The 24745-nt window shown below is 63.6% G+C and carries 23 protein-coding genes; 13 read left to right on the forward strand and 10 right to left on the reverse strand.

The window, feature by feature from the left end; all coding sequences use genetic code 11:
- Window positions 1-482: 482 nt before the first annotated feature.
- From hrpB to IB263_RS16475, 3 genes are all read left to right on the forward strand, one after another.
- The gene (hrpB, locus tag IB263_RS16465) at window positions 483-2942 is read left to right on the forward strand and encodes an ATP-dependent helicase HrpB (RefSeq protein WP_192438707.1); all 2460 of its coding nucleotides are present in this window, start codon (window positions 483-485) and stop codon (window positions 2940-2942) included.
- A 34-nt stretch (window positions 2943-2976) separates the two neighbouring features.
- The gene (locus IB263_RS16470; protein ID WP_034802125.1) at window positions 2977-4284 is read left to right on the forward strand and encodes an ActS/PrrB/RegB family redox-sensitive histidine kinase; all 1308 of its coding nucleotides are present in this window, start codon (window positions 2977-2979) and stop codon (window positions 4282-4284) included.
- A 79-nt stretch (window positions 4285-4363) separates the two neighbouring features.
- Window positions 4364-4948 carry an ActR/PrrA/RegA family redox response regulator transcription factor gene (locus IB263_RS16475; RefSeq protein WP_034802128.1) on the forward strand — a complete coding sequence of 195 codons (585 nt, stop codon included), beginning with the start codon at window positions 4364-4366 and terminating at the stop codon, window positions 4946-4948.
- Between the two features lie 58 nt (window positions 4949-5006).
- Here the strand turns inward: IB263_RS16475 and IB263_RS16480 are convergent, their stop codons facing one another.
- Window positions 5007-5531, reverse strand: a complete 525-nt coding sequence (locus tag IB263_RS16480) for an MmcB family DNA repair protein (protein ID WP_060583436.1) — start codon at window positions 5529-5531, stop codon at window positions 5007-5009.
- 183 nt (window positions 5532-5714) lie between these two features.
- On the opposite strand from IB263_RS16480, the gene IB263_RS16485 reads away from it, so the two are divergent.
- A complete protein-coding gene (locus IB263_RS16485) occupies window positions 5715-6404 on the forward strand; it encodes a L,D-transpeptidase (RefSeq protein WP_034802133.1) in 690 nt (229 codons plus the stop codon).
- A gap of 273 nt (window positions 6405-6677) precedes the next feature.
- Window positions 6678-8603 carry a methyl-accepting chemotaxis protein gene (locus tag IB263_RS16490; RefSeq protein ID WP_192438708.1) on the forward strand — a complete coding sequence of 642 codons (1926 nt, stop codon included), beginning with the start codon at window positions 6678-6680 and terminating at the stop codon, window positions 8601-8603.
- 112 nt (window positions 8604-8715) lie between these two features.
- On the opposite strand, the gene IB263_RS16495 is transcribed toward IB263_RS16490, so the two are convergent.
- A complete protein-coding gene (locus IB263_RS16495) occupies window positions 8716-10887 on the reverse strand; it encodes a malate synthase G (protein ID WP_192438709.1) in 2172 nt (723 codons plus the stop codon).
- Window positions 10888-11092: 205 nt separating this feature from the next.
- Entirely contained in the window at window positions 11093-13096 is a 2004-nt protein-coding gene (locus IB263_RS16500) for a hydantoinase/oxoprolinase N-terminal domain-containing protein (protein ID WP_192438710.1), read from the reverse strand.
- A 92-nt stretch (window positions 13097-13188) separates the two neighbouring features.
- Between IB263_RS16500 and IB263_RS16505 the strand changes: the two genes are divergently transcribed.
- The gene (locus tag IB263_RS16505) at window positions 13189-13875 is read left to right on the forward strand and encodes a hypothetical protein (RefSeq protein ID WP_143556420.1); all 687 of its coding nucleotides are present in this window, start codon (window positions 13189-13191) and stop codon (window positions 13873-13875) included.
- On the opposite strand, the gene IB263_RS16510 is transcribed toward IB263_RS16505, so the two are convergent.
- The 5 genes from IB263_RS16510 to hslV all read right to left on the reverse strand — a co-directional run bounded on the left by IB263_RS16510 (window position 13829) and on the right by hslV (window position 18811).
- The gene (locus IB263_RS16510) at window positions 13829-15223 is read right to left on the reverse strand and encodes a cytochrome P450 (RefSeq protein ID WP_060521556.1); all 1395 of its coding nucleotides are present in this window, start codon (window positions 15221-15223) and stop codon (window positions 13829-13831) included. The genes IB263_RS16505 and IB263_RS16510 overlap by 47 nt on opposite strands.
- 73 nt (window positions 15224-15296) lie before the next feature.
- Window positions 15297-16241: a DUF1402 family protein gene (locus tag IB263_RS16515; protein WP_090428639.1), complete on the reverse strand. Its 945-nt coding sequence runs from the start codon at window positions 16239-16241 to the stop codon at window positions 15297-15299.
- A gap of 194 nt (window positions 16242-16435) precedes the next feature.
- A complete protein-coding gene (gene hslU / locus IB263_RS16520) occupies window positions 16436-17743 on the reverse strand; it encodes an ATP-dependent protease ATPase subunit HslU (protein ID WP_034802146.1) in 1308 nt (435 codons plus the stop codon).
- Complete coding sequence (locus IB263_RS16525) at window positions 17740-18264, reverse strand: GNAT family N-acetyltransferase (RefSeq protein ID WP_060583448.1); 525 nt, start codon at window positions 18262-18264, stop codon at window positions 17740-17742. Before IB263_RS16525 ends, hslU begins: the two co-directional genes overlap by 4 nt.
- On the reverse strand, window positions 18254-18811 hold the full coding sequence (hslV, locus tag IB263_RS16530) for an ATP-dependent protease subunit HslV (RefSeq protein ID WP_051659613.1): 558 nt from the start codon (window positions 18809-18811) through the stop codon (window positions 18254-18256). The genes IB263_RS16525 and hslV overlap by 11 nt, the downstream gene beginning before the upstream one ends.
- A gap of 227 nt (window positions 18812-19038) precedes the next feature.
- Here hslV and hisB point away from each other — a divergent pair, with 227 nt between their 5' ends.
- The 7 genes from hisB to coaA are packed head-to-tail and all read left to right on the forward strand — an operon-like array spanning window position 19039 to window position 23666.
- Window positions 19039-19647, forward strand: a complete 609-nt coding sequence (hisB, locus tag IB263_RS16535; RefSeq protein ID WP_034802151.1) for an imidazoleglycerol-phosphate dehydratase HisB — start codon at window positions 19039-19041, stop codon at window positions 19645-19647.
- A 24-nt stretch (window positions 19648-19671) separates the two neighbouring features.
- A complete protein-coding gene (locus IB263_RS16540; RefSeq protein ID WP_060521554.1) occupies window positions 19672-20142 on the forward strand; it encodes a DUF2628 domain-containing protein in 471 nt (156 codons plus the stop codon).
- Complete coding sequence (hisH, locus tag IB263_RS16545) at window positions 20142-20792, forward strand: imidazole glycerol phosphate synthase subunit HisH (RefSeq protein ID WP_112772882.1); 651 nt, start codon at window positions 20142-20144, stop codon at window positions 20790-20792. Before IB263_RS16540 ends, hisH begins: the two co-directional genes overlap by 1 nt.
- Before the next feature lie 28 nt (window positions 20793-20820).
- Window positions 20821-21558, forward strand: a complete 738-nt coding sequence (hisA, locus tag IB263_RS16550) for a 1-(5-phosphoribosyl)-5-[(5-phosphoribosylamino)methylideneamino]imidazole-4-carboxamide isomerase (RefSeq protein ID WP_192438711.1) — start codon at window positions 20821-20823, stop codon at window positions 21556-21558.
- A gap of 3 nt (window positions 21559-21561) precedes the next feature.
- Entirely contained in the window at window positions 21562-22338 is a 777-nt protein-coding gene (hisF, locus tag IB263_RS16555; RefSeq protein WP_034802161.1) for an imidazole glycerol phosphate synthase subunit HisF, read from the forward strand.
- 15 nt (window positions 22339-22353) lie between these two features.
- Complete coding sequence (locus IB263_RS16560) at window positions 22354-22677, forward strand: phosphoribosyl-ATP diphosphatase (protein WP_192438712.1); 324 nt, start codon at window positions 22354-22356, stop codon at window positions 22675-22677.
- Window positions 22674-23666 (forward strand): type I pantothenate kinase, encoded by a 993-nt coding sequence (gene coaA, locus IB263_RS16565; protein ID WP_060521550.1) that lies wholly within the window; start codon window positions 22674-22676, stop codon window positions 23664-23666. Before IB263_RS16560 ends, coaA begins: the two co-directional genes overlap by 4 nt.
- 15 nt (window positions 23667-23681) lie before the next feature.
- On the opposite strand, the gene IB263_RS16570 is transcribed toward coaA, so the two are convergent.
- Complete coding sequence (locus IB263_RS16570) at window positions 23682-24293, reverse strand: alpha-ketoglutarate-dependent dioxygenase AlkB (RefSeq protein WP_060521549.1); 612 nt, start codon at window positions 24291-24293, stop codon at window positions 23682-23684.
- A gap of 12 nt (window positions 24294-24305) precedes the next feature.
- Entirely contained in the window at window positions 24306-24743 is a 438-nt protein-coding gene (locus tag IB263_RS16575; protein ID WP_034802172.1) for a hypothetical protein, read from the reverse strand.
- Window positions 24744-24745 lie beyond the last annotated feature (2 nt).

Here is a 24745-nt window from a genome sequence, read left to right on the forward strand (position 1 = left end):
GTCAGTGATCGGGCTTATAGACCCCACACATCCGACACGTCAACAGCCACGTTCAAAAAAACTTCAAAAATCGACAACTCACTGAATTTACAGAATAATTCCAGCTGTTGATAAACTAGGTCGATTTAATGCACCGGAAAACCAGCGAATCCGTGGCGCGAATCTTTGACCAGGCGGTCAAAAACCTGATGGCCATTTCACGTGGCCCAAAACGCCCCTCTGAGCGGCCTCATCTACATGTAGACAGCATGGGTCTCTCAGCCGTCAGATGTAGATATCTCCAGCACGAAGCGCCATACGAAGCACGCTCACGGACGCGCCACGCTTGCCCTTAGGCGGGCGATTGCCGTACTTGCGAATTGTCCGCCCTGCCCGACATGACGATCCATGCGGTGGCGGACCGACAACATGGTGATGCATGAGCCGACGGATGCACCGACCGCACGCAGCGCCATCATCTCTATAGGGGCGGAGAACCAGACGTGACGACACAGCTTCCTGCGCTTCCGGTTCGCGAGGTGCTGCCCGCACTGGCACAAGCGCTCACCGCAGGCCCCTCCGTGGTGCTTTCGGCCCCACCCGGCGCCGGCAAGACGACGCTCGTTCCACTCTTCCTGCTCGATCAGAACTGGGCAAAAGGCGGAAAGATCATTCTGCTCGAGCCGCGGCGGCTGGCAGCGCGCGCCGCAGCTGGCCGCATGGCCGAGCTCCTGGGAGAAAAGGTCGGCGAAACCGTCGGCTATCGCATGCGTCTCGACAATCGCGTCTCCGGCAAGACACGCATCGAAGTGGTGACCGAGGGTGTGTTTGCCCGCATGATCCTCGACGACCCGGAACTCAAGGGCGTCGCAGCCGTGCTGTTCGACGAATTCCACGAGCGCTCGCTCGACGCGGATTTCGGCCTGGCGCTGGCGCTCGACGTACAGGCGGCGCTGCGTGACGACCTGAAGATCATCGTTATGTCGGCAACGCTCGATGTCGAGCGGGTCTCGGGCCTGCTTGGCGATGCGCCGGTCATCGAGAGCCAGGGGCGCAGCTATCCGATCGACATCCGCTACCAGGATCGCGGCGGCGACAGCGTCGAGGACACGATGCTGCGGGCCATTGCCGAAGCGCATCGTACGGAAGATGGCTCCATCCTCGCCTTTCTGCCCGGCCAGGCCGAAATCACCCGAGTCGCCACGCGGCTCCAGGACCGCTTCGACAACAATACGGCGATCGTACCGCTTTATGGCAACCTGACCCAGAAGGAACAGGATGCAGCGATCCGGCCGGCGCCATCAGGCACCCGCAAGATCGTGCTTGCCACCTCGATCGCCGAAACCTCGATCACCATCGACGGCGTACGCATCGTCATCGACAGCGGCCTGCAGCGCCTTCCGGTGTTCGAGGCAGCGACCGGGATCACGCGGCTGGAGACGGTGCGCGTGTCGCGCGCGTCTGCCGATCAGCGCGCCGGCCGTGCGGGGCGAACCGAACCCGGCATTGCCATCCGTCTCTGGCATAGCGGCCAGACCGCAGCGCTTGCCGCCTTCACGCCGCCGCAGATTCTAGCCAACGATCTCTCGGGCCTGCTGCTCGACTGCGCCCATTGGGGTGTCAGCGATCCGGCCACCCTTGCCTTCATCGACGCGCCGCCGGAAACGGCGCTTGCCGAGGCCAAGAAGCTGCTGACCGGCCTTGGCGCGCTGGACGAGGCCGGCGCACTGACGCCGACGGGCCGCAAGATCCGCGACCTGGCCTTGCCGCCGCGGCTGGCGGCAATGGCGGTCGCGGCGGCCGAAGAGGGACAGGCGGAAACCGCGTGTCTCTTGGCGGTGATGCTGACCGAACAGGGCTTGGGCGGCAACAGCGTCGATCTCGAGGACCGGGTGCGCCGCTTCCGTCAGGAGCGTGGCGACCGCGCCGACGCCTCGCGCAATCTGGCGCGGCGCATGGCGGCCGAGCTGAAGGGCGCGCCGAAATCGAGCGAACCGATCCAGCCGGGTGCCCTGCTGATGCACGCCTTTCCCGACCGCATCGCGCTGCAGCGCGGTGGCCGCGGCCGGTTCGTCATGGCGAACGGACGGGGTGCCGAGATCCCCGAGACGGAGCGGCTGGCGGCGGCTTCCATGCTCGTCATCGCCGACCTGACCGGCCGCGCCGGCGGCCAGCGCGTGCTGGCGGCGGCAGAGCTGACGCGCGCCGAGGTCGAGGCGCATATGCCCGAGGCGATAACCCGCGAGGACCAGAGCTTTTTCGACAAGGCCAGCCGGCAGGTGCGGGCGCGTCGGGTCACGCGGCTCGGCGCCATCATCTTCGAGGAGGCGCCGCTCACACGACCGACCGGTGAATCGGCGGCGCGGGCACTCGCCGACGGCGTACGCCAGCTCGGCCTTGCCATCCTGCCCTTCTCCAAGGAGGCGATGCAGATGCGCGACCGCCTCGGCTTCCTCAACCGCTCGATCGGTGAACCCTGGCCGGATGTTTCCGACGAAGCGCTGCTCGACCGTCTCGACGACTGGTTCGTGCCCTTCCAGCACGGCATCACCGCGATTGCCGACATCAAGGCATCCAACCTCTCCGACGGTCTGCTCTCCCTCATTCCACACGAGCGGCAACGGGAACTCGGGCGGCTGGCGCCGACGCATTTCGAGGCGCCGACCGGGCAACGGCACCCGATCCACTACGTCGGCGACGAGCCGCTGCTATCGATCCGGGTACAGGAGCTTTTTGGCCTGAAGACCCATCCGGCGATCGGCGATGGGCGGCTGCCGTTGTTGCTCGAGCTGATCTCGCCCGGACATCGGCCGATCCAGACGACGCGCGACCTGCCCGGTTTCTGGGCGGGTTCCTGGCGCGATGTGCGCGCCGACATGCGCGGGCGCTATCCGAAGCATCCCTGGCCCGAGGATCCGGCCAATGCGGCGCCGACGACACGGGCGAAGCCCCGTGGTACATGAGACGAAAGCACCGATCATGGGAATGCAGGCACGAATGACCACTGTTGCGCTCGAACACAACAACGACCAGACCAGCAACCGCAGCCTGCGCCTGCAGACGCTCGTCCGGCTGCGCTGGCTGGCCGTCGGCGGCCAGTCGATCGCCGTCCTCATCACGGCCTTCTGGCTGCAGTTTCCTCTGCCGCTGATTTCCTGCCTGGTGCTGATCGCGAGCCTCGCACTGGTCAACGCCTATGTGACGTTGCGCTATCCGCCGACGCACCGGTTGCAGCCGCCGGCGGCCTTCGCGCTTCTCGGCCTCGATCTCGCGCAGATCACCGGATTGCTGTTCATCACAGGCGGGCTCACCAATCCCTTCGCGCCGCTGCTCTGCGTCCCGGTCATCATTTCCTCTGCGTCGCAGCCGAAGTCACACAGCATCATTCTTGCCGGTTTTGCGGTAATCGCCATCACCGCACTCGCCTTCTCACCCTTTCCGCTGCCCTGGTATCCGGGCACGGTCCTGCTGATGCCGCGGGTGCTGACCGCCGGCATCTGGTTTGCGATCGTCTCGATGACCGCCTTTGCCGCCTTCTATACCTACCGCGTGTCGCTGGAAGCGAGTGAGCTGTCGGAAGCGCTGACGGCGACCGAACTCGTGCTTCAGCGGGAAAAGCACCTGTCGCAGCTCGATGGGCTTGCGGCAGCGGCAGCCCATGAACTCGGCACGCCGCTTGCGACCATCAGCGTCGTCGCCAAGGAGATGGAACGCGAACTCGGCGACGATCCGCGCTTCGGGGAGGACGTGCATCTGCTGCGCAGCCAGAGCGAACGCTGCCGCGATATCCTGAAGCGACTGACGACGCTGTCCTCCGAGAGCGAGGAGCACATGCGGCTCTTGCCGCTGTCGTCGCTGATCGAAGAGGTGATGGCGCCGCATCGCGAGTTCGGCATCCACATCGAGCTCATCGAAAAGGGCGACCGTGCCACGGAGCCGGTCGGCAACCGCAATGCCGGCATTCTCTATGGGCTCGGCAACCTCTTGGAAAACGCCGTCGACTACGCCAAGAAACAGGTGACCGTAACCGTCGAGCACACGGCGGATCGGGTTCGCGTCACGATCGCCGACGATGGTGACGGTTTCGCGCCCGATATCCTGCAGCGGATCGGCGAACCCTATGTGACACGCAGGCAGAAGGATGACAGCGCCGGCGGCCTCGGGCTCGGGCTCTTTATCGCAAAGACGCTGCTCGAACGCTCGGGCGCGCGCCTGCGCTTCGAGAATGGCGGGCCGGAGAGGCCGGGCGCCCGGGTCAGCGTCGAATGGCCGCGCGCCCTGATGGATACGAAACTGGCGAAATGACATTTCGCAGTTTATTGAACGAGGCAGAAACCTATAATCTCGGCGAAAGCGTTCCGTTTTTTGCCCAAGGATTGCGAGAATGACCGACAAATCGACAGCTTCGCCCAGCACCACCGCACAGGACGCCGAACTGATCGGACCGGACCGCACCCTGTTGCTCGTCGATGACGACGCACCCTTTCTCAGGCGGTTGGCCCGCGCCATGGAAGCCCGTGGCTTTTCGGTCGACATCGCCGAATCGGTCGCGGAAGGCATCGCCAAGGCCAAGGGCAACCCGCCGAAATATGCGGTCATCGACCTCAGGCTCGGCGACGGCAGCGGCCTCGACGTGATCGAAGCGATCCGCGGACGGCGCGACGACACGCGCATGATCATGCTGACCGGCTACGGCAACATCGCCACCGCCGTGAACGCGGTGAAGCTCGGCGCGGTCGACTATCTCGCCAAGCCTGCCGATGCCGACGACATCTTTGCCGCGCTCGTGCAGCGCCAGGGCGAACGCGTCGAGCCGCCGGAAAACCCGATGTCGGCCGATCGCGTGCGGTGGGAACATATTCAGCGCGTCTATGAAATGTGCGAGCGCAACGTCTCGGAAACGGCGCGCCGGCTCAACATGCATCGCCGCACGCTGCAGCGCATTCTCGCCAAGCGCGCGCCGAAGTAAGCAATCAACTTCCACGACCGGCGCATAACCGCTGTTCCGGTCGCTTTTCCCCGCGGGATCAGTCGCGACCGCCGGAGAGGATGTCGCCGATCGAATCACCGAGTTCGCCGTTGCGCTCGGCCGCCCATTCGGCAAGCATCAGCCGTTGTGCTGCCGTACGGGCAAAGAGTTGCAGCACCGACTTGCGTGTCGCCGGCGGCAGCCTGTGTTCGGGCGCCTCGCGAACGATGTGGCCTTCATAACCGTCAGACAGCAGCAGTCCGCAGTCCTCCGGAAAGATGTCCAGTGGCACGGCGGCATGGGTGGCGAAGAACAGCCGGTCGCAGTGCTGTCGGTAGTCCGGCCATTTGCGGTCGACGCGAAAGTCCTCGATCGAGGTTTTGATCTCGACGATCCAGATCTCGCCCTTCACCGACAAGGAGATCAGATCGGCACGCCGTCCACTCGCCAAGGTCAATTCTGGCAGGACCGAATGGCGCAGCTCGGCGAACAGCCGCTGCACGCCGCGGCGCACCATCATCGCGCGATTCGACTGGCGACCGTCGATCAAGGGGTTGTCGCCATGGATGGAGAGGATCGTCATGCGTCCGGTGTCCCTTTGAGCCGGTCATTTTGTTGCAAAAAAACAAGGGTCATGGAATTTGCACTTTTCAGCCAAATTGTGGCCGCGCAATCTCTTGCATAGCTCAAACTAATCGAAAATAACCGTAGTCACTGTTGGTCGCGGCGACCCAGTTTTTACTTCGCTTCTTTTTAAGAGACTCCCATGCGCTTCCGCAATGCCTTCCTCTTGTGCAGCCTCGCGGCGACACTCGCCGTTGCCGGCTGCTCGACGACCTCGTCCAAGCCCGAAACGGCTGCGAACGAACCCGCGCCCGCAACGGTACAGGTTGCTACGAATCAGATCTTTAACGGCGATTATGGCGCAGTTGAGGATCACGGTTACGCGCTGCCGGCCATTCCGATCAGCAAGGTCGATACCCGTTTCCATCGCCAGATCGTCGATTACGCCACCAGCGAGCGCCCCGGAACGATCGTCGTCAACACGCCGAATCGCTTCCTCTACTACGTGCTGCCGGGCGGCAAGGCCGTTCGTTACGGCATCGGCGTCGGCAAGGCCGGTTTTGCATGGGAAGGCGAAGCCTATATTGCCTGGAAGCAGGAATGGCCGATGTGGCATCCGCCGAAGGAAATGGCGGAACGCAAGCCGGAAGTCGCCAAGTACGTCGAAGATGGCATGGGTCCCGGCCTCAAGAACCCGCTTGGCGCCCGCGCGCTCTACCTCTTCAATGACCAGGGCAAGGATACACTGTTCCGTCTGCACGGCACGCCGGAATGGTCCTCTATCGGTACCGCCGCTTCGTCCGGCTGCATCCGCCTGATCAACCAGGACATCATCGACCTCTATTCGCGCGTTCGCCCCGGCAAGAGCGCCCGCGTCGTCGTCCAGCAGTAATCGAATCAGATCGACACTGACAAAGCCGCCGACCCCGTCGGCGGCTTTTTTCGTTCGCGCTCAACGTCACCCAACTTCCGAGCGAAAGCCGCAAGCAGGCACACCATCGACGCAAAGTTGCCGTGCTGATTCGCGCTCAAATCAGGGTCGTGGAATATGTCCCTGCCCGCTCGGAAAGTTCAATTTCGACTTAAATTCAGTCTCTTATTAAGTAAGCGTTATCTAAATAATCGAAACAGTGTGCCCACGAAATTCCGCTCGGGAGGGACTGGCATGCTGATCAAGACCAAGCTTATCGGCGCAATCGCGCTTCTATCATCCATCGCTATCGGCATCGCTATTCACAGCCAGAGCACGCTGTCGGAAACCAGCGACATGATGGACGCGGTCTACGCCGATCGCATTGTGCCGCTGAAGAACCTGAAGGCGACTTCCGACGCCTTTGCGGTCTCGATCGTCGATGCTGCCCACAAAGTGCGCAATGGTAACGAATCGATGGAGAGCGGGCTTGCCTCGGTCAATGCCGCACGGGAAACGATCAAGTCAAACTGGGATGCCTATGCGGCGACCTCGATGACCGACGAGGAACGGAACCTCGTCGACAATGCACGAAGCCAGATGGTCGTTGCGATGGATTCGATCACGGCACTCACGCAAATCCTCTCGGCCAAGGACCAGAAGGCTCTTGATGCCTTCGTGCGCGACAAGCTCTACGCGACGATCGATCCGCTGACGGCCACGATCTCCGAGATTTCGGACCTGCAGGTCGAACTTTCGGGTACGGCCTTCGAGGCCAAGCATCATGAGTTCGAAGCCGTACAGACACTCAACATTGGGATCATCGTTCTCGTCGTGGCGCTTGCTGCCGGCACCCTCCTCGTGGTGCTGCGCGGCGTCGTCGGACCGCTCGCCCGCCAGATCGCCGCCATGCGCCGGCTGATCGACGGCCACGTTGAAGATGCCGACGACCCGGTGCGCGGCAAGGACGAGATCGCCGAAATGGCCCGCGCCATTCAATCCTTCCGCGAGGCGGCGCGCTCGAATCTTCGGCTGCAGGCGGAGGCCGAAGAGAACCGCCGCAACGGCGAGGCCGAACGTGTCCGCGTCCAGAAGGCGGCGGAGCAGGCGGCGCAGGAAAAGCTGACGCAGGCGACCGCCGGACTTGCCGGCGGCCTGCAGCGGCTGGCCAACGGCGATCTCGCCGTTCAGCTACATGAGCCGTTCGCCGCCGAGTTCGAACAATTACGGCACGACCTCAACAAGGCGGCCGCGCAGTTGAACGATGCGCTTCTCGCCGTTGCCGACAGCGCCCAAAACATCGGCATGGGCACGCGCGAAATCAGCCAGAGCGCCGACGACCTGTCCAAGCGCACCGAACAGCAGGCCGCGTCTCTCGAGGAAACGGCCGCGGCGCTCGATCAGATCACCGCCAATGTCAGCAATTCCTCAAGACGGACGGAGGAGGCACGCGACATCGCCGGCGAGGCGAAGACCAGCGCGGCCCAATCCGCCGTCGTCGTCGCCAACGCGGTGGAAGCCATGCGTCGGATCGAGGAATCCTCCAGCCAGATTTCCAGCATTATCGGCGTCATCGACGAGATCGCCTTCCAGACAAATCTCTTGGCGCTGAATGCCGGCGTCGAAGCAGCGCGGGCCGGCGAAGCGGGAAAGGGCTTCGCCGTCGTGGCCCAGGAGGTGCGCGAGCTCGCCCAGCGCTCGGCGAAGGCTGCGAAAGAAATCAAGGATCTCATCCGTACATCGAGCCGGGAGGTCGAGAACGGCGTGCACCTGGTGCGCGACACCGGCGAGGCGCTGCAGACGATCGAAGCGCATGTGATCACGATCAACGAACACATGGCGGCGATCGCCACCTCCGCCCGCGAACAGTCGGTGGGATTGAGCGAAGTCAACACCGCCGTCAACCAGATGGACCAGGTAACGCAGCGGAACGCAGCGATGGTCGAGGAAGCCAATGCGGCCTCCGCAACGCTGGCGCAGGAAGGCACAAACCTGCGCAACCTGATCGACCGTTTCACGCTCGCCGGCGAGGCCCAGCCAAAGGGCAGGCCGATGGCGCCTGCCCCGGCAGTCGCCGCAACCACGCGTGACCAGGGACGTCCTCAGCCGGTACGCCGACCAGCCCCATATGCTACCCACGGCAATGCCGCACTCGCAACGGACGGCTGGGCGGAGTTTTAGAGCGGCGCGGGCTGCGATCGTGTCTGGAAGACCGGACCACCGCTGAAACGAAAGAGCCGTGCGTTCATGTGAACGCACGGCTCTTTTCCAATACCCCGACTTCGGTGGCGAATCAGGCGGCGTTGCGCGCCTTCAGCTCCAGGCGGCGGCGGTGCAGGACCGGCTCGGTGTAGCCGTTCGGCTGCTCGCGGCCCTTGAGGACGAGTTCGACGGCGGCCTGGAAGGCAATCGAACGGTCGAAATTGCCGGCCATCGCGACGTAGAGCGGATCATCGGCGTTCTGACTGTCGACGACGGCCGCCATGCGCTTCATCGTCTCGACGACCTGGGCCTCGGTGACGACGCCGTGGTGCAACCAGTTGGCCATGTGCTGGGCGGAGATGCGCAGCGTCGCACGGTCTTCCATCAGGCCGACATTGTTGATGTCCGGAACCTTCGAGCAGCCGACGCCCTGATCGACCCAGCGCACGACGTAGCCGAGAATGCCTTGCGCGTTGTTGTCGAGTTCGCGCTGGATTTCCTCGGGCGTCCAGTTCGGGCGGACGGCGACCGGCACCGACAGGATATCGGAGAGCTTGGCGCGGGCGCGGCTCTTCAGGCTCGCCTGGACTTCGGCGACATTGACGCGGTGGTAGTGGGTCGCGTGCAGAGTGGCCGCCGTGGGCGACGGCACCCAGGCGGTGTTGGCGCCGGCCTTCGGGTGGGCGATCTTCTGTTCGAGCATCGCCGCCATCAGATCGGGCATCGCCCACATGCCCTTGCCGATCTGGGCGTGACCGGACAGGCCACATTCAAGCCCGATGTCGACGTTCCAGTTTTCATAGGCGCCGATCCAGGCTGCCTGCTTCATGTCGCCCTTGCGGATCATCGGGCCGGCTTCCATGGAGGTGTGCATCTCGTCGCCGGTGCGATCGAGGAAGCCGGTGTTGATGAAGACGACGCGCTCGCGGGCCGCGCGGATGCATTCCTTGAGGTTGACCGTCGTGCGGCGCTCCTCGTCCATGATGCCCATCTTCATGGTGTTGGCGGGCATGCCGAGCGCCTTTTCGACACGGGCGAAAATCTCGCTGGCGAAGGCGACTTCCTCGGGGCCATGCATCTTCGGCTTGACGACATACATGGAACCCTCGCGGGAGTTCATGCGGCGACCGCCGTTGCCGACATCGTGGAGGGCAATCAGCGCCGTCACCATCGCGTCCATGATGCCCTCGGGCACTTCCTTGCCGTCGCGGTCAAGGATAGCCGGATTCGTCATGAGGTGGCCGACGTTGCGGACCAGCATCAGCGAGCGGCCGGGAAGGGAAAGCGTGCCGCCGGCAGTTGCCGTGTAAACGCGGTCGGCATTGAGACGACGGGTAAAGGTCTTGCCGCCCTTGGCAACCTCTTCTTCGAGGTCGCCCTTCATCAGGCCGAGCCAGTTGCGGTAGACGACGACCTTGTCTTCGGCATCGACGGCGGCGACCGAATCTTCGCAGTCCATGATCGTGGTGATCGCCGATTCGAGAATGACGTCGGCGATGCCCGCCGGATCTTCCTTGCCGATCGGCGTGGAGGCGTCGAGGACGACGATCGCATGCAGATTGTTGTGCCGGAGAACGATCTCGAAGCGCGCACCTTCAGCCCCGGAATAGCCGGCGAATTGAGCGGCGTTGCGCAGTGCAGTGCTCGAACCATCCTTGAGACCAATCGCCAGCGCACTGCCAGCAACCTTCAGGGAAGTAACGTCCGCCCAGCTTCCATTCGCCAGCGGCGCACTGGCGTCGAGGAAGTTTCGCGCCCAGGCGATGACCTTGGCGCCGCGCTTCGGATTGTAGCCGCGGCCCTTCTCGGCGCCATCAGCGTCCGAAATCGCGTCCGTGCCGTAGAGCGCATCGTAGAGCGAGCCCCAGCGTGCATTGGCGGCGTTCAGCGCATAGCGCGCATTCATGACCGGAACGACGAGCTGGGGGCCGGCGATCGTCGCGATCTCCGGATCGACATTGGCGGTCGAAACGCTGAACTCGCCACCCTCGGGCAGCAGGTAGCCGATATCGCGCAGGAAGGCCTGATAGGTCTCCATATCGCTGGGGGCGCCGTTCTGCTTGTACCAGGCGTCGAGCTTGGCCTGCAGGTCGTCGCGCTTGGCGAGCAGCGCCCGGTTCTTCGGCGCCAGATCGTGCACGAGGGCGGAAAGCTCAGCAAAGAAGTGCTCTGCATCGACGCCGGTGCCCGGCATCGCCTCTTCCATCAGGAAGCGATGGAGGTCCGCATCAATCTTCAATCCATACGTCTCAATGCGGTCCATCTGCCAACTCCTTGAAATAGACGTAAGGAGCGCCACCGATCCGAACGGATGCGATGAAAACGCCCCAACATGTTGATCTTGCGCCTGAAGCGGGTCTCGGACCAGCCCATGCGCAATACGCGCGTGAAACGGCCGCAGTTTCTCACCAATTCATTCCCTGTCAATTCTGCAAGGATGCGAAGAATTGTTTCCGAAATGGAAAAGATCAGCCGTGCGCGATGCGCGGCCGGCCGCTGGCGGACGCAATGAACCGGGCCTCGATCAGCTTGGGGCTGCCCTCGACCTCCGGCGCGTCGATTTCCTCGCGCAGCAACGACGCGGGATCATCGGCACCGTTGGTGCGCGCCGCCTCCAGAGCTGCGGTCTCGGCCCGTCGGCGCGCGGCACCAAAAGCCTTTTCCTGATCGAGAAAGCGTTCGCTGGCCCCGGCCCCGTTGACGACAAAAATGCCCTCCTCCGGCATCGTCACGAAAACGGTGACGGTGGCGCTTACCTGGCCGACCACGGCGCCGACGGCATTGGCGACGCCGGCCTCCTCGGGAATGGCGGCTTCGGTTCCGAGCATCTCGGCAATAGCCGGGTAATAAACCGGCGCCGAAGCGCCAAGTCCGACGAGCGGACGATCGAGACCAAGCGAGAACCGGACGATGCCGGGCGTCCGGGTCAGCGCACGATCGACGGCCTGCGACACGGCGGGATCGATCGCGCCGGCGCCGTCCTCGCCGAGGCAGGCCTGCAGGATGACCTCCGAGGATTGCCGCGTCAGCCGATCGACGATCATCTGCGCCAGCGCCTGTGGAGAAGAAGCAATCGGCTGGCCGGAGCCGTCGCGGGTGCGGGCGGCAAGCTGAATGCCAAGCTCGGCCGCTTCGAGGTTCCATTGCGACTGCCGGCCGAGCACATGCATGGCGTCGGACGGCGTCAGACCGCAGATATGGACGAGCCCCCGGGCCACCAAACGATCGAGCGTCGCCTTCTGTGGCGTCGAGACGAGCAGCGTTTCAAGCGAGACGGGGACGCTACCGATGCGCTCGTAGAGCGCCTGCTCCTGTGGCTGCAGGCCGCTGGCCAGATGATCCGGCAGGCCGGTACGCACAGCAAAGCGCCCATTGTTGCGCCCGGTGTGCTGGGCGCGCATCTGTTTTTCCAGCACCGAGATGACGGCGTCGCCGTGGAGCGCTGCGGCGAGGCTGAGCGGCATCAGCCGGCGCGGACCGAGGTCGATCTTCGCCTTGAGGCCGCGATCGTTGATGCGCACTTCCGAATCACCGCCAAGGCCGTAGGTCCGCATCGCAACAGCCTCGACCATGGTGCGGAAGCCACCAACGACGGCGCCTTCGGCATCGAGACGCGGGCGGCCGCCATCGAGCACGGCCACGTCGGTGGTGGTGCCGCCGATATCCGAAACCACGGCGTTGTCGAGGCCGGTCAGATGCCTCGCGCCGACGAGGCTTGCTGCCGGACCGGAGAGGATCGTCTCGATCGGGCGCAGCCGCGCCTCCTCGGCCGAAATCAGCGCACCGTCACCGCGCACCACCATCATTGGCACGTCGATGCCGCGCGCCTTGAGGAACCCTTCGCAGGACCCGATCAGCCGGTCGATCATCGAGACGAGGCGGGCGTTGAGCAGCGTCGTCAAGGCACGGCGCGGCCCGCCGAGTTTCGAGGACAGTTCGTGGCTGCAGGTGACCGGCAGGTGCGAGACCTCGCGGATGCGGTCGCGCACGCGCTTTTCATGATCCGGATTACGAACGGCGAAATAGCCGGCAATGGCGAAGGAGGAGACCTGATCAGCCAGCACCGGCAGGACGGCGTCGAGCTCGCTCATGTCCAGCGGGGTCTCACCGCCATGCACATTGTGGCCGCCCGGCAGGAAGATTACCGGATCCGAGCCGAGCGCTTCCTGCAAACCGTCGCGCTTCAGATCCTCGGGGCCGAAGCCGATCATGACGAGGCCGGCGCGGCCGCCCTGCCCTTCGACCAGCGCATTGGTGGCAAGCGTCGTCGACAGCGAGACCATGCTGATTGCCGAGACCGGCACGCTGGCCTGATCGAGCACCGCTTCGACTGCACCGGAAATGCCGACCGCGAGATCATGGCGGGTCGTCAGCGCCTTGGCCTTGGCGACCACCCCCTTCGTCTCCGAGAAGAGGGCGGCGTCGGTGTAGGTGCCGCCGGTGTCGATGCCGAGAAGAAAATGGGAGGTCAATTCGCGCAGTCCGGAATTCGCGCGGGGCGCAGAGGCCCCGGGTTCAATGGGGATCGATGCGGTGATATGACATATTTCAGGAGAAGACCATCGTGTCGCAGACATCGACGATGAGTTCAGCGACACCGGTGAGAATGGCAGGGGTCCATCGCATGCTCGAACGCCGCCATCCGTTGCTCGTCGCCTTGCTGTCAGCGGGCATCCTGTGTCTTGCAGCAATGCCGTCCCGCGCACAGGACGCGGAGGAAGAGGAATACAAGCCGCAGCTGCCCGAAGTCGCGATCTACAAGGCGATGCTCGATGCCAACAAGCAGACCGGCTGGATCCAGTTTCGCGACTATGACGACCGGCAGCTGATCTATTTCACGGCATTGCAGACGATGCATTGCCGGCTATCGGAAATCCGCTACTCGATCAATTCCGATGCACTCGACCAACGCTTCCCGCTGGCCAAGTGCAATCCGCAGCTGCCGTTCAACCTGCCGGGCGACGAGACGGCCGAATATGTCTACATCTCGCTGCCCGCCAAAACGGCGCAAACGCTGACGATCCAGGCGGTCTGGGACGATGGCGCCGGAAGCGAGATCGTGGTTTACAAGCCCTGCGACAATGTCGGCGACGCCACCTGCGCACAGATCAAGACGATCAAGAAGCCGTCGAAAATGCTACAGCAGCCGAAGCCGGCGGATTCTCCGGTGCGTTCCGTTCAGTCACCGATCCCCGGCAAGACCTTCAGCGAGCCGAAACCCTCATCGGCAACCCGCCCCGCGGTTGAGTAGTGAGCCGCTGCACCGGCCAGGGATTGGTTTCCGCGGTCGTATCGAAGCGGTAGCGGTGCATCATCACTGCCAACGCGATCACCGCTTCCTGCAGCGCGAAAGTCGCGCCGATGCAGACGCGCGGTCCGGCACCGAAGGGCAGATACTGGTAGCGGTTCAGCTTCTCTCGGTTTTCCGGCAGGAAACGCTCGGGCATGAACGCGCGCGGCTTATCCCAGTAGAGCACATGGCGATGCAGCGTCCAGGGCATGATCAGTACGGCGATCCCTTTGGGGATGCGCACCCGCTCGCCAGTCGGTGAGGTCCACGCGTCTTCCTCGATCGCCGCGCGATTGATTGACGGCGCCGGCGGATAGAGCCGCATCGCCTCCTCGAAGGCGGCGAGCACATGCGGCATCAGACCAAGCCATTCGACCGGCTCGGCACCGCTTGCCATCGCGGTATCGATCTCGGCTTCCATGATTTCGCGATAGGCCGGCGTGTTGGCAACGCAGTAGAGCGTCCAGGCGAGTGCCCGGGCGGTGGTCTCGTGCCCGGCACCGATGAAGGTCAGGATGTTGTCCTCGATCTCCGCGGTCGAAAGGCCCTGGCTGCCCTCGATCTCCAGAAGCAACGTCAGGAAATCCTGCGGCGTGCCCTTGGGGTCCTCCGCCATCTTGCGGCGGCGAAGCGCCATGGTCTCCGACACGATCGAGCGGAAGCGGTTCATCACCCTCTTGCCGCCGATGCGCGTCGGGCGCGGGATCCATTCGGGCGCCAGCAGAATGTCCATCGGATCGACGCGGCCCATGCGGTGCAGCAATTCCTCGACGCTCTGGACGAAGCCTTCGCGCTCGACGGCGACCTCACCGGAAAACAGCGTTTCGGCCAGGATGTCGAAGGTCAGTTCCGTCATGTCGTTGGCGACATTGGTGGTAAAGGGAGCTTCCTGGGCTCCGGCATAGCGCTCGACGAACTGCTCCGAACTGCGCAGCATCTGGCCGGCAAAGCCCTTGGCGTGGCGCGGCGTGAACACCGGCGCCATGGCCTTGCGCGAACGCTTCCAGACCTCGCCTTCCGCCGTCAGCAGCCCGTCGCGCAGGATGGGCCGCAGGATCAGCCGGCGCACCTTCGACATTTCGTAATTGGCGACGTTATCGACGAGGATATGGCGGATGAGGCCGGGATCGTTGACGATCAGGGTGCGCTGGGTAACGAACTTCGTCTCGATCCAGGGCAGCGTATAGGATGGCTCGCCCCACAGTTCGAGCGGATTGCGCAGCACGGTCCTGATGATCTTCAGGTAGGAAGGAATGCCGACACGGGGAACGGGAGCCGGCGGTTCGAACGGCTCCGGACGCATGTCCATGGTGATTGCCTTTCTCGATTGCCCCAGGATTTCAGGTTTTTACGGCGCAATCAAGGAAAGTGCTTCACGTGAATCACAGCAGGCTTTCGAGTTCCGTCAGCTTGTCGTTGACGAGCCAGCCGTAATAGTTTTCCTCCGGCCATTGCGCCTGACCGCTCTGGATCTTGGCGGCGAGCGCTGCCGCGCGGCCATCCGGATTGCCGACATTATAGAGCGTCGCGGTTACACCGGGGTTGGTCGAAATATCGACCCCTGCGATCGACTTGTAGGCGTCGATCGAGTGACGGATCGAGGCCGCCATATAGGCAAGCGAGACGTCCGGATCCATGATCGCCTCATAGACGCCGGCGGCATTGTTCTCGTCGAGGCGCTCATAGCCCGAGGTCTTTGCCACGATATCGGTCAGCATCAGGGCGGTCAGCGGGTTGATCTGACCAAGGCCGAAGGTCTGGCCGGCGAAGAACGGCTGGAAGAAAACGGCGCTGAAACGGTTGTTCGGGTAGGACTTGCCGCCCACCGATTTGCCGCGGAAGTCGTTGTCCCAGACCCGCTCGCGGCAGCTCCACAGCGCATAGGCGCCCTTCTTGGCGCCGCATTCGGAAAATTGCGGCCGAGCCACGAATTCGGCGACGGTCTCGCCATCGTATCCGAACTGGAAGCTGTTGCCGGCATAGGCAGCCGCCTTGACGTAATAGGACTGCAGCCGATCGTAGGCGTCGACATTGTAGGTGTGTTCGCCGACGATGGCGCCGACCATGTGGATCGGCGCGATGCCATAGGCGCGCGACACGGACTTGATCTTGCTGATCAACTGCTTGTCGGTGGCTAGCAGATCGCGGACCTTCTCGAACTTGGCATCGAAGGACGTGCGGCCGGCCTTGGTGCGGCGCACGGATGCGCCGGGGATCGCCGGTTGCTCGACGTTGCGGTTGCCCGGCGGAACGTCGGTCGCGGCGAATGACTGGCTTGCGCTCAGGCAAAACGTGGCGATAGCGAGCATGCAGGCGGTGAAACGCACGATCTCTTCTTCCTGTGACTGGTGGAGGCTGCCTCGGTCGGCGGGCCGCTCCTACGCCAAGATCATGTCGGAAAAATGCCCGGACCACGATCGATAACCGCGTCCGTGTTAGAAAAAATGCGGCCGCCTGTCGAGAGACAGGCGGCCTGCGTATTCAGGGTTGCGGGCGTTTGCATGGCCCTACGACCGAAATGTCACAGGATATAGCGCGACAGGTCGGTGTTGGCGGCGAGATCGCCGACATGCTTGCGCACATATTCAGCGTCGATCGTCACCTCGTGGCCGGCGCGGTCCGGCGCATTGAACGAGATCTCGTCCAGCACACGCTCCATCACGGTCTGCAGCCGGCGGGCGCCGATGTTCTCGACCGTGGCGTTCAACTGCACCGCCACGTCTGCAAGCGCATCAATTGCGTCATCCGTGAAGTCGAGCTTGACCTCTTCTGTGTCCAGAAGCGCCTTGTACTGGCGGATGAGGCTCGCCTCGGTTTCCGTCAGGATGCGGCGGAAGTCTTCCTTCGTCAGCGCGCGCAGCTCGACGCGGATCGGCAGGCGGCCCTGCAACTCCGGCAGCAGGTCCGAGGGCTTGGCCACGTGGAAGGCGCCGGACGCGATGAAGAGGATGTGGTCGGTCTTGACTGGCCCATACTTCGTCGCAACGGTCGTGCCTTCGACGAGCGGCAAGAGGTCCCGCTGTACGCCTTCACGCGAAACGCCAGCACCCATGCCGCCTTCCCGCGAGGCGATCTTGTCGATCTCATCGAGGAAGACGATGCCGTCGTCTTCGACTGCTTTCACGGCCTCGCGCTGGATCTGCTCGTTGTCGAGCAGCTTGTCGGACTCGTCGTCGATCAGCATGCCATAGGAGGCCTTGACGGTCGTCTTGACCTTCTTGGTGCGGCCGCCGAGCGCCTTGCCGAACATCTCCGAGAGATTGAGCACGCCGATATTGGCGCCCGGCATGCCCGGGATCTCGAAGCCGCCGCCCGGCGCGCCGGTCTCGGCGATGTCGATCTCGATTTCCTTGTCGTCGAGCTCGTTGGCCCGCAGCTTCTTGCGGAAGCTGTCGCGCGTTGCCGGCGACGCGGTGGCGCCGACCAGTGCATCGAGCACGCGCTCCTCGGCATTCTGGTGCGCCTTTGCCTTGACTTCGGCGCGGCGCTTTTCGCGCACGAGACCGATGCCGACTTCGACGAGGTCACGGATGATCTGCTCGACGTCGCGGCCGACATAGCCGACCTCGGTGAACTTGGTCGCCTCGACCTTGACGAAGGGCGCGCCGGCGAGCTTGGCGAGCCGCCTGGAAATCTCGGTCTTGCCGACGCCGGTCGGTCCGATCATCAGGATGTTCTTCGGCATCACCTCGTCGCGCAGCTCGTCCCCGAGCTGCTGGCGGCGCCAGCGGTTGCGGAGCGCGATCGCCACGGCGCGCTTGGCGTCGTTCTGGCCGATAATGAAACGGTCGAGTTCCGACACGATTTCTCTGGGTGAAAACGTACTCATGTAGTCCTCTCAAACTCGGTCCGCGTCAGCTCCATCAGGAGTGTGCGGCCGGACGTATCAATCCATTCTGCGTAAGCCACGAAGCCGGCCTTGGTGTAGGCGCTGACGGCCCTTCGGTTGCCGGCGTCAGGGTCGATCACGATGCGGGGTGCGCCGGCGGCAAAGAGCCGCCCGGCAAAGGCCCGGACCGCGAGCGATGCGACGCCCCTGCCCGTCAGTTCCGCCGGGCCGATGAAGATGTCGATACCGGGCACATCGGCCGGCATGTCCTTCGCCCAGGGCTCGTCGTCCGGGTACTGGGCCGGCACCCAGGACTGGATGTAGCCCGCCGGCTCGCCGGCCACGTGGAAGATGAAGCCTTCCACTTCTCCTGACGCGCAGCCTTCGCGGATCAGCTCCACTTCCTTGTCCGGGTCGCCCCACCATTGCCGCACATGCGGCTCGCTCAGCCAGGCATGCAGCAGCGGCAGGTGGCTATCGGCCACCGGCACGAAACTGACATGCGCGGGCTCATTGGGCATCCAGTGTCTCCACGACGATATTGTGGTTGGTGTAGACGCAGATGTCGCCGGCGATCTGCAGCGCCCTGCGGGCAATATCCTCGGCCGACTTGTCGCTGTCCATCAGCGCGCGGGCCGCGGCAAAGGCGTAGTTGCCGCCCGATCCGATGGCAATCGTGCCGTGCTCGGGTTCGAGAACGTCGCCGTTGCCGGTGATCGCCAGCGTGATCGACTTGTCGGCCACCAGCATCATCGCTTCGAGATTGCGCAGATACTTGTTGGTGCGCCAGTCCTTGGCGAGCTCGACGGCTGCCCGCATCAGCTGGTCGGGATACTGTTCGAGCTTTGCTTCGAGCCGTTCCAGCAGCGTGAAGGCATCGGCTGTGGCACCGGCAAAGCCGGCGATCACGTCGCCCTTGGCAAGCCGCCGCACCTTGCGCGCGTTGCTCTTCATCACGGTCTGGCCGAGGCTCACCTGGCCGTCGCCGGCCATCACCACCTTGCCATCCTTGCGTACCGTGATGATGGTCGTCGCATGCATCGTTCCGTAGGGATTGTGTTCGCTCATGAAATTACCCGTAGGCCCCTGATACGCGGGGCATTGCGGCTCGTGACTCGAGCCTGGTTGCTTGAGGCCTATGTAAGTACGGCAGACAGGTTTGCAAATGGCAACAGGCCGCCGGCGCAATCTTCATTCGGCGACTGTCACCGGATGATTCGAATCGACCGCTCAAGTTCTGGATATTTCAGCTTTTGCCTGATAAGGAGCCGCGTCAGCGTATACAGGAGAGCCCGATGGCAGAAGCCACGTCCAGCCGCACCGCAGAGGTTTCGCGAAAGACCAACGAAACCGCGGTATCCGTATCGGTCAACATCGACGGCACCGGAATCGCCAAGATTTCGACCGGCGTCGGTTTCTTCGACCATATGCTGGACCAGCTCGCCCGACATTCGCTGATCGACATGGAGATCAAGACGGACGGCGACCTGCATGTCGACGACCACCATACGGTCGAGGACACCGGCATTGCCATCGGCCAGGCGATTGCCAAGGCGCTTGGCGACCGGCGCGGCATCACCCGCTATGCCTCGCTCGATCTTGCGATGGACGAAACGATGACCCGCGCGGCAGTGGACGTTTCCGGCCGGCCGTTCCTCGTCTGGAACGTGACCTTCACCTCGCCGAAGATCGGCACCTTCGACACGGAACTCGTGCGCGAATTCTTCCAGGCGCTCGCCCAGCATGCCGGGATCACGCTGCATATCCAGAACATCTACGGCGCCAACAACCATCATATCGCCGAGACCTGCTTCAAGTCCGTCGCCCGCGTGCTCCGCACCGCAACCGAAATCGACCCGCGCCAGGCCGGCCGCGTTCCCTCGACCAAGGGGACCCTTGCCTAAGCGGCCAGTCACTGGCTTTGACTCATGGCTTCTTACATGATCCTCACCCCGCCGGGTGCCCGCGCCAACGACGAGCGGGCGCGCTTCGTCGCCGACGGCTTTTCCTGGTGGGCCTTCCTTTTCCCGGCGCTCTGGCTTCTCGCCAAGCGTCAATGGGCAATCGGAATCGCAGTTGCTGTTCTGCAGATCTCGTTAATATTCCTGTCGAACCACGAGAGCGGCTTCTTGCCATCTCTCCTGGCCCAGCTCGCGCTTCGGCTGGTGGTGGCGCTCGAAGGGCCTGTTCTGGTGGCACGCAGCCTGACGGCCCGTGACTGGACGCTGCGTTCCATCGTTCCGGCGCCCAATCTCGAAGCGGCCGAAGAGATCTATTTCACGAGCCTGGCTTCGAATGAGACCAAGCCCGCCGCCCCCTCCCCGGCCGACTGGACCGTGCGCAAGCCCTCAAGTGGCGGCCCCGGCCTCGGCCTTTTTGATTCCTACGGAGAACGCTGATGCGCGTCGCCATCATCGATTACGGCTCGGGCAATCTGCGCTCGGCCACCAAGGCCTTTGAACGGGCCGCCCGCGAAGCCGGCATTGCAGCCGAGATCGACCTTACCGACAAGCCGGAACGGGTGGCGAGCGCCGACCGCATCGTGCTTCCGGGAGTCGGCGCCTATGCCGATTGCCGCCGCGGCCTTGCTGCCGTCGACGGCATGGAGCAAGCGCTGACCGAGGCGGTCGAACAGGCTGGGCGACCCTTCCTCGGCATCTGCGTCGGCATGCAGCTGATGTCGTCGCGCGGACTTGAAAAGACCATCACCCATGGTTTTGGCTGGATCCCCGGCGATGTCGTCGAGATGACGCCCGCCGACACCACGCTGAAGATCCCGCAGATCGGCTGGAATACGCTGAAGCTCAAGCGCGAGCACCCGCTGTTTGACGGCATCCGTGTTGGCGAAGCCGGCCTGCATGCCTATTTTGTGCATTCGTACCACCTGGCCGCTGAGGACGCCGCCGACGTGGTCGCCGAGGCCGACTATGGCGGGCCGGTCACGGCCTTCGTCGCCAACGGCAACAAGGCGGGCTCGCAGTTCCACCCGGAAAAGAGCCAGGCGCTTGGCCTTGCCCTCATCTCGAATTTCCTGCGCTGGAAGCCCTGAGCTTTCGCACGACTGATTGGACAGACCCATGATCCTTTTTCCCGCGATCGACCTGAAAGACGGGCAATGCGTGCGCCTGAAGCTTGGCGACATGGACCAGGCGACGGTTTACAACCCCGACCCGGGGGCCCAGGCCCGCGCCTTTGAAGACCAGGGCTTCGAATGGCTGCACGTGGTCGACCTCAACGGCGCGTTTGCCGGTGAGACGGTCAACGGTACCGCCGTTGACGCCATTCTCAAGGCGACCAAAAACCCGGTGCAGCTCGGCGGCGGCATCCGCACGCTCGACCATATCGAAAACTGGCTGTCGCGCGGGCTTGCCCGCGTCATCCTCGGCACCGTGGCTGTCCGTGATCCGGCGCTCGTGATCGAGGCCTGCCGCAAATTCCCCGGCAAGGTCGCCGTCGGCATCGACGCCAAGGGCGGCAAGGTTGCCGTCGAAGGCTGGGCCGAGGCTTCCGAACTCGGCGTGATCGAGCTTGCCAAGAAGTTCGAGGGCGCCGGCGTTTCGGCGATCATCTATACCGACATCGACCGCGACGGCATCCTGACCGGTATCAACTGGGCTTCGACGCTGGAACTGGCGGACGCGGTTTCCATTCCTGTCATCGCATCGGGCGGTCTCGCCTCGATGGACGATATCCGCCGCATGGTCGAGCCGGACGCGCGCAAGCTCGAAGGCGCCATCTCCGGCCGCGCGCTCTATGACGGCCGCATCGACCCGCAGGAGGCGCTGGAGCTGATCCGCGCTGCGAGAAAGGCTTGAACCATGACGCTTAAAGCCCGCGTTATCCCCTGCCTCGACGTCAAGGACGGCCGTGTCGTCAAGGGCGTCAACTTCGTCGACCTGATCGACGCCGGTGACCCCGTGGAAGCGGCCCGCGCCTATGACGCTGCCGGCGCCGACGAGCTCTGCTTCCTCGACATCACCGCGTCCTCGGACAATCGCGAGACGATCTTCGACGTCATCGCCCGTACGGCCGAACAGTGCTTCATGCCGCTGACCGTCGGCGGCGGCGTGCGCCAGGTTTCCGACATCCGCAAGCTGCTTCTGGCCGGCGCCGACAAGGTGTCAATCAACACGGCTGCGGTAAAGAACCCGGAATTCGTCGCCGAAGCCGCCGACAAGTTCGGCAACCAGTGCATCGTCGTCGCGATCGACGCCAAGAAGGTCTCGACGGATGGCGAAGCGGATCGCTGGGAGATCTTCACCCATGGCGGACGCCAGCCGACCGGCATCGACGCGATCGATTTTGCCCGTCGGGTGGTCGATCTCGGCGCCGGCGAGATCCTTTTGACCTCGATGGACCGTGACGGCACCAAGAGCGGCTATGACATCGCACTTACCCGCGCCGTCGCCGACGCGGTCCGCGCGCCCGTTATCGCGTCGGGTGGCGTCGGCACACTCGACCACATGGTCGCCGGCATCAAGGACGGTCACGCGACCGCGGTCCTTGCCGCCTCCATCTTCCACTTCGGCACCTATAGCATTGGCGAAACCAAGCGCTATATGGCGGAGCATGGCATCGCCATGCGCCTCGACTGAGCTTCAGGATCTCCCATGGGCGACTTCACACTTTCCGACCTCGAAGCCATCGTCGCGATACGCGCGATAGCGGCGCCGGACGAATCCTGGACGGCGAAACTGGTGGCAAGCGGCCAGCCGAAGGCGGCGAAGAAACTCGGCGAGGAAGCGGTTGAAACCGTGATCGCGGCCATCAGCAACGACCGCGCAAATCTCGTCGCCGAAAGCGCCGATCTCCTCTATCATCTAATGGTCGTATTGAAGATCGCCGACGTTCCGTTGCAGGATGTGCTCAACGAACTTCAGCGACGGACCAACCAATCCGGCCTGCAGGAAAAGGCAAATCGGCAGACCCCATGACGATCGCGGCGAAAGACATCGAAGCAGCCGACCTGCCCGACAACCTCCAGAAGCGGGACTACTCGCCCTATCATTTCTTCACCGCCGAGGAATGGTCGCGCTTTCGCGCCGATACGCCGATGACGCTGACGGCCGACGAGGTACAGCGGCTGCGATCGTTGAACGACCCCGTCGATCTCGGCGAGGTCCGGCAGATCTACCTGTCGCTGTCACGCCTGCTTTCGACCCATGTGGAATCGTCGCAGATGCTCTTCGAGCAGCGCAAGCGCTTCCTCAGCATGTCCGAGACGAAGACCCCCTTCGTCATCGGCATTGCCGGATCGGTCGCCGTCGGCAAGTCGACGACGGCCCGCATCCTGGCGCAGCTTCTGGCGCGTTGGCCGTCGAGCCCGAAGGTCGACCTGGTGACAACAGACGGTTTTCTCTATCCGAACGCCGTGCTCCAGCGCGAAAACATGATGGACCGCAAGGGCTTTCCGGAGAGCTACGACGTCGGCGCGCTCCTGCGCTTCCTGTCGGCGATCAAGGCCGGCCAGCCGAACGTCAAGGCGCCCAGCTATTCGCACCTGACCTATGACGTGCTGCCCGACCAGTTCACGGTCATCGACCGGCCAGATATCCTGATCTTCGAAGGCATCAACGTTCTGCAGTCGCGCAACCTGCCGGCCGACGGCAAGATCGTGCCGATGGTCTCGGATTTCTTTGACTTCTCGATCTATATCGATGCCGAGGAGAGCCTGATCCACAGCTGGTACGTCAACCGCTTCATGCGGCTGCGCGAAACCGCGTTCAAGAACCCGGAATCCTACTTCCACCGCTACGCCACGATCAGCGAGGATGCAGCCCGGGCCATTGCCGAGGGATTGTGGCACAACATCAACCTGAAGAACCTGCACCAGAACATCCTGCCGACACGCCCGCGCGCCGACCTGATCCTGCAAAAGGGCCCGAACCATCTGACCGAAAAGGTGGCGCTCAGGAAGCTCTAAGCTTTCGGTGCATCCTCAGGGATTGACGCGGCGGAGTGTCAGATTGACCCGCCCGCCATTCTTCAGCAGCGTCGACGTGCTCGGATAGATCCGGTCGACGCCATGGAAGGCGAGACGCCCTTCCCCACCCAGCACCACGACATCGCCGCTTTCCAGCCGGAAGGACATGGTCTGGCCGCCGCGCGTATTGCCACCCACGCGGAAGAGGCAGCTGTCACCAAGCGAGATCGAGACGACGGCGGTTTCAAGATCGCGCTCGTCGCGATCCTGGTGCAGCCCCATGCGGGCCTCTTCGGAATAGAAGTTTACCAGGCAGGCCTCGGGCGTCTTGCTGCTTGCGGAAACCGCATCCCAGATATCGAGCAGGATCTCCGGCATGACCGGCCAGGGGCGGCCGGTCACCGGATGCTGAGACTGGTAACGATAGCCGCGATCGCGATCCGTGACCCAGCCGAGCGCGCCGCAATTGGTCATGCGCACCGACATGGGTTTGCCAGTCTTCGGCATTTCCGGCACGAACAGCGGCGCTTCGGCAACGACTGACCGAATGGCCTCGACCAGTTGCTCTTGCCGGGCACGATCGAGATAACCCGGAATATGTCTGATCCCTTTCGGGAGCACCTGCATGAGAAGCAGTCCTTATTGTTCCAGGCCGAGAAGTGCCGCCGGCACACCGTAGCGAAGCGGCCAGCCGGCATAGGCCACATCCGTCGGCCCAACGACGTGATCGACCAGGTTCCAGCGGCCATTCTGGAAGCTGACGAGTGCGAACACCGTCAGACCATCCATCATGTCTGCCTCGTCGCGCAACCCGGTTTGCGAAAGCTCGATCGATCCGCCACCCGGCCGTTGCGGCTCGACCTGCATGAAGGCCCAGTTGGGTGCGGCACGCATGGTGGTGACGACGAATTCGACGGGACCGCGCATCTCGGCTTCGACCGCGGGGCGGATCGCGTCGAGGATGGCGGCACGCTCCGTACTGCCCTTGGCGGGTTCACGGAAAGGCTGCGCCAAAGAACCGCTGGCAAGCCAGAGGCTTGCCAGCGCGGCAACGACGAGAGAACGCCTGAAGGACACGC

The sequence above is a fragment of the Ensifer sp. ENS03 genome (assembly GCF_014852035.1).
GTDB classification, from domain to species: domain Bacteria; phylum Pseudomonadota; class Alphaproteobacteria; order Rhizobiales; family Rhizobiaceae; genus Ensifer; species Ensifer adhaerens.

Coding starts and splice junctions, on each gene's coding strand:
- IB263_RS16470 (WP_034802125.1), top strand. CDS start 2,977: ATGACCACTGTTGCGCTCGAACACAACAACGACCAGACCAGCAACCGC.
- IB263_RS16475 (WP_034802128.1), top strand. CDS start 4,364: ATGACCGACAAATCGACAGCTTCGCCCAGCACCACCGCACAGGACGCC.
- IB263_RS16480 (WP_060583436.1), bottom strand. CDS start 5,531: ATGACGATCCTCTCCATCCATGGCGACAACCCCTTGATCGACGGTCGC.
- IB263_RS16485 (WP_034802133.1), top strand. CDS start 5,715: ATGCGCTTCCGCAATGCCTTCCTCTTGTGCAGCCTCGCGGCGACACTC.
- IB263_RS16490 (WP_192438708.1), top strand. CDS start 6,678: ATGCTGATCAAGACCAAGCTTATCGGCGCAATCGCGCTTCTATCATCC.
- IB263_RS16495 (WP_192438709.1), bottom strand. CDS start 10,887: ATGGACCGCATTGAGACGTATGGATTGAAGATTGATGCGGACCTCCAT.
- IB263_RS16510 (WP_060521556.1), bottom strand. CDS start 15,223: ATGGACATGCGTCCGGAGCCGTTCGAACCGCCGGCTCCCGTTCCCCGT.
- hslU (WP_034802146.1), bottom strand. CDS start 17,743: ATGAGTACGTTTTCACCCAGAGAAATCGTGTCGGAACTCGACCGTTTC.
- IB263_RS16525 (WP_060583448.1), bottom strand. CDS start 18,264: ATGCCCAATGAGCCCGCGCATGTCAGTTTCGTGCCGGTGGCCGATAGC.
- hslV (WP_051659613.1), bottom strand. CDS start 18,811: ATGAGCGAACACAATCCCTACGGAACGATGCATGCGACGACCATCATC.
- hisB (WP_034802151.1), top strand. CDS start 19,039: ATGGCAGAAGCCACGTCCAGCCGCACCGCAGAGGTTTCGCGAAAGACC.
- IB263_RS16540 (WP_060521554.1), top strand. CDS start 19,672: ATGGCTTCTTACATGATCCTCACCCCGCCGGGTGCCCGCGCCAACGAC.
- hisH (WP_112772882.1), top strand. CDS start 20,142: ATGCGCGTCGCCATCATCGATTACGGCTCGGGCAATCTGCGCTCGGCC.
- hisA (WP_192438711.1), top strand. CDS start 20,821: ATGATCCTTTTTCCCGCGATCGACCTGAAAGACGGGCAATGCGTGCGC.
- hisF (WP_034802161.1), top strand. CDS start 21,562: ATGACGCTTAAAGCCCGCGTTATCCCCTGCCTCGACGTCAAGGACGGC.
- IB263_RS16560 (WP_192438712.1), top strand. CDS start 22,354: ATGGGCGACTTCACACTTTCCGACCTCGAAGCCATCGTCGCGATACGC.
- coaA (WP_060521550.1), top strand. CDS start 22,674: ATGACGATCGCGGCGAAAGACATCGAAGCAGCCGACCTGCCCGACAAC.
- IB263_RS16570 (WP_060521549.1), bottom strand. CDS start 24,293: ATGCAGGTGCTCCCGAAAGGGATCAGACATATTCCGGGTTATCTCGAT.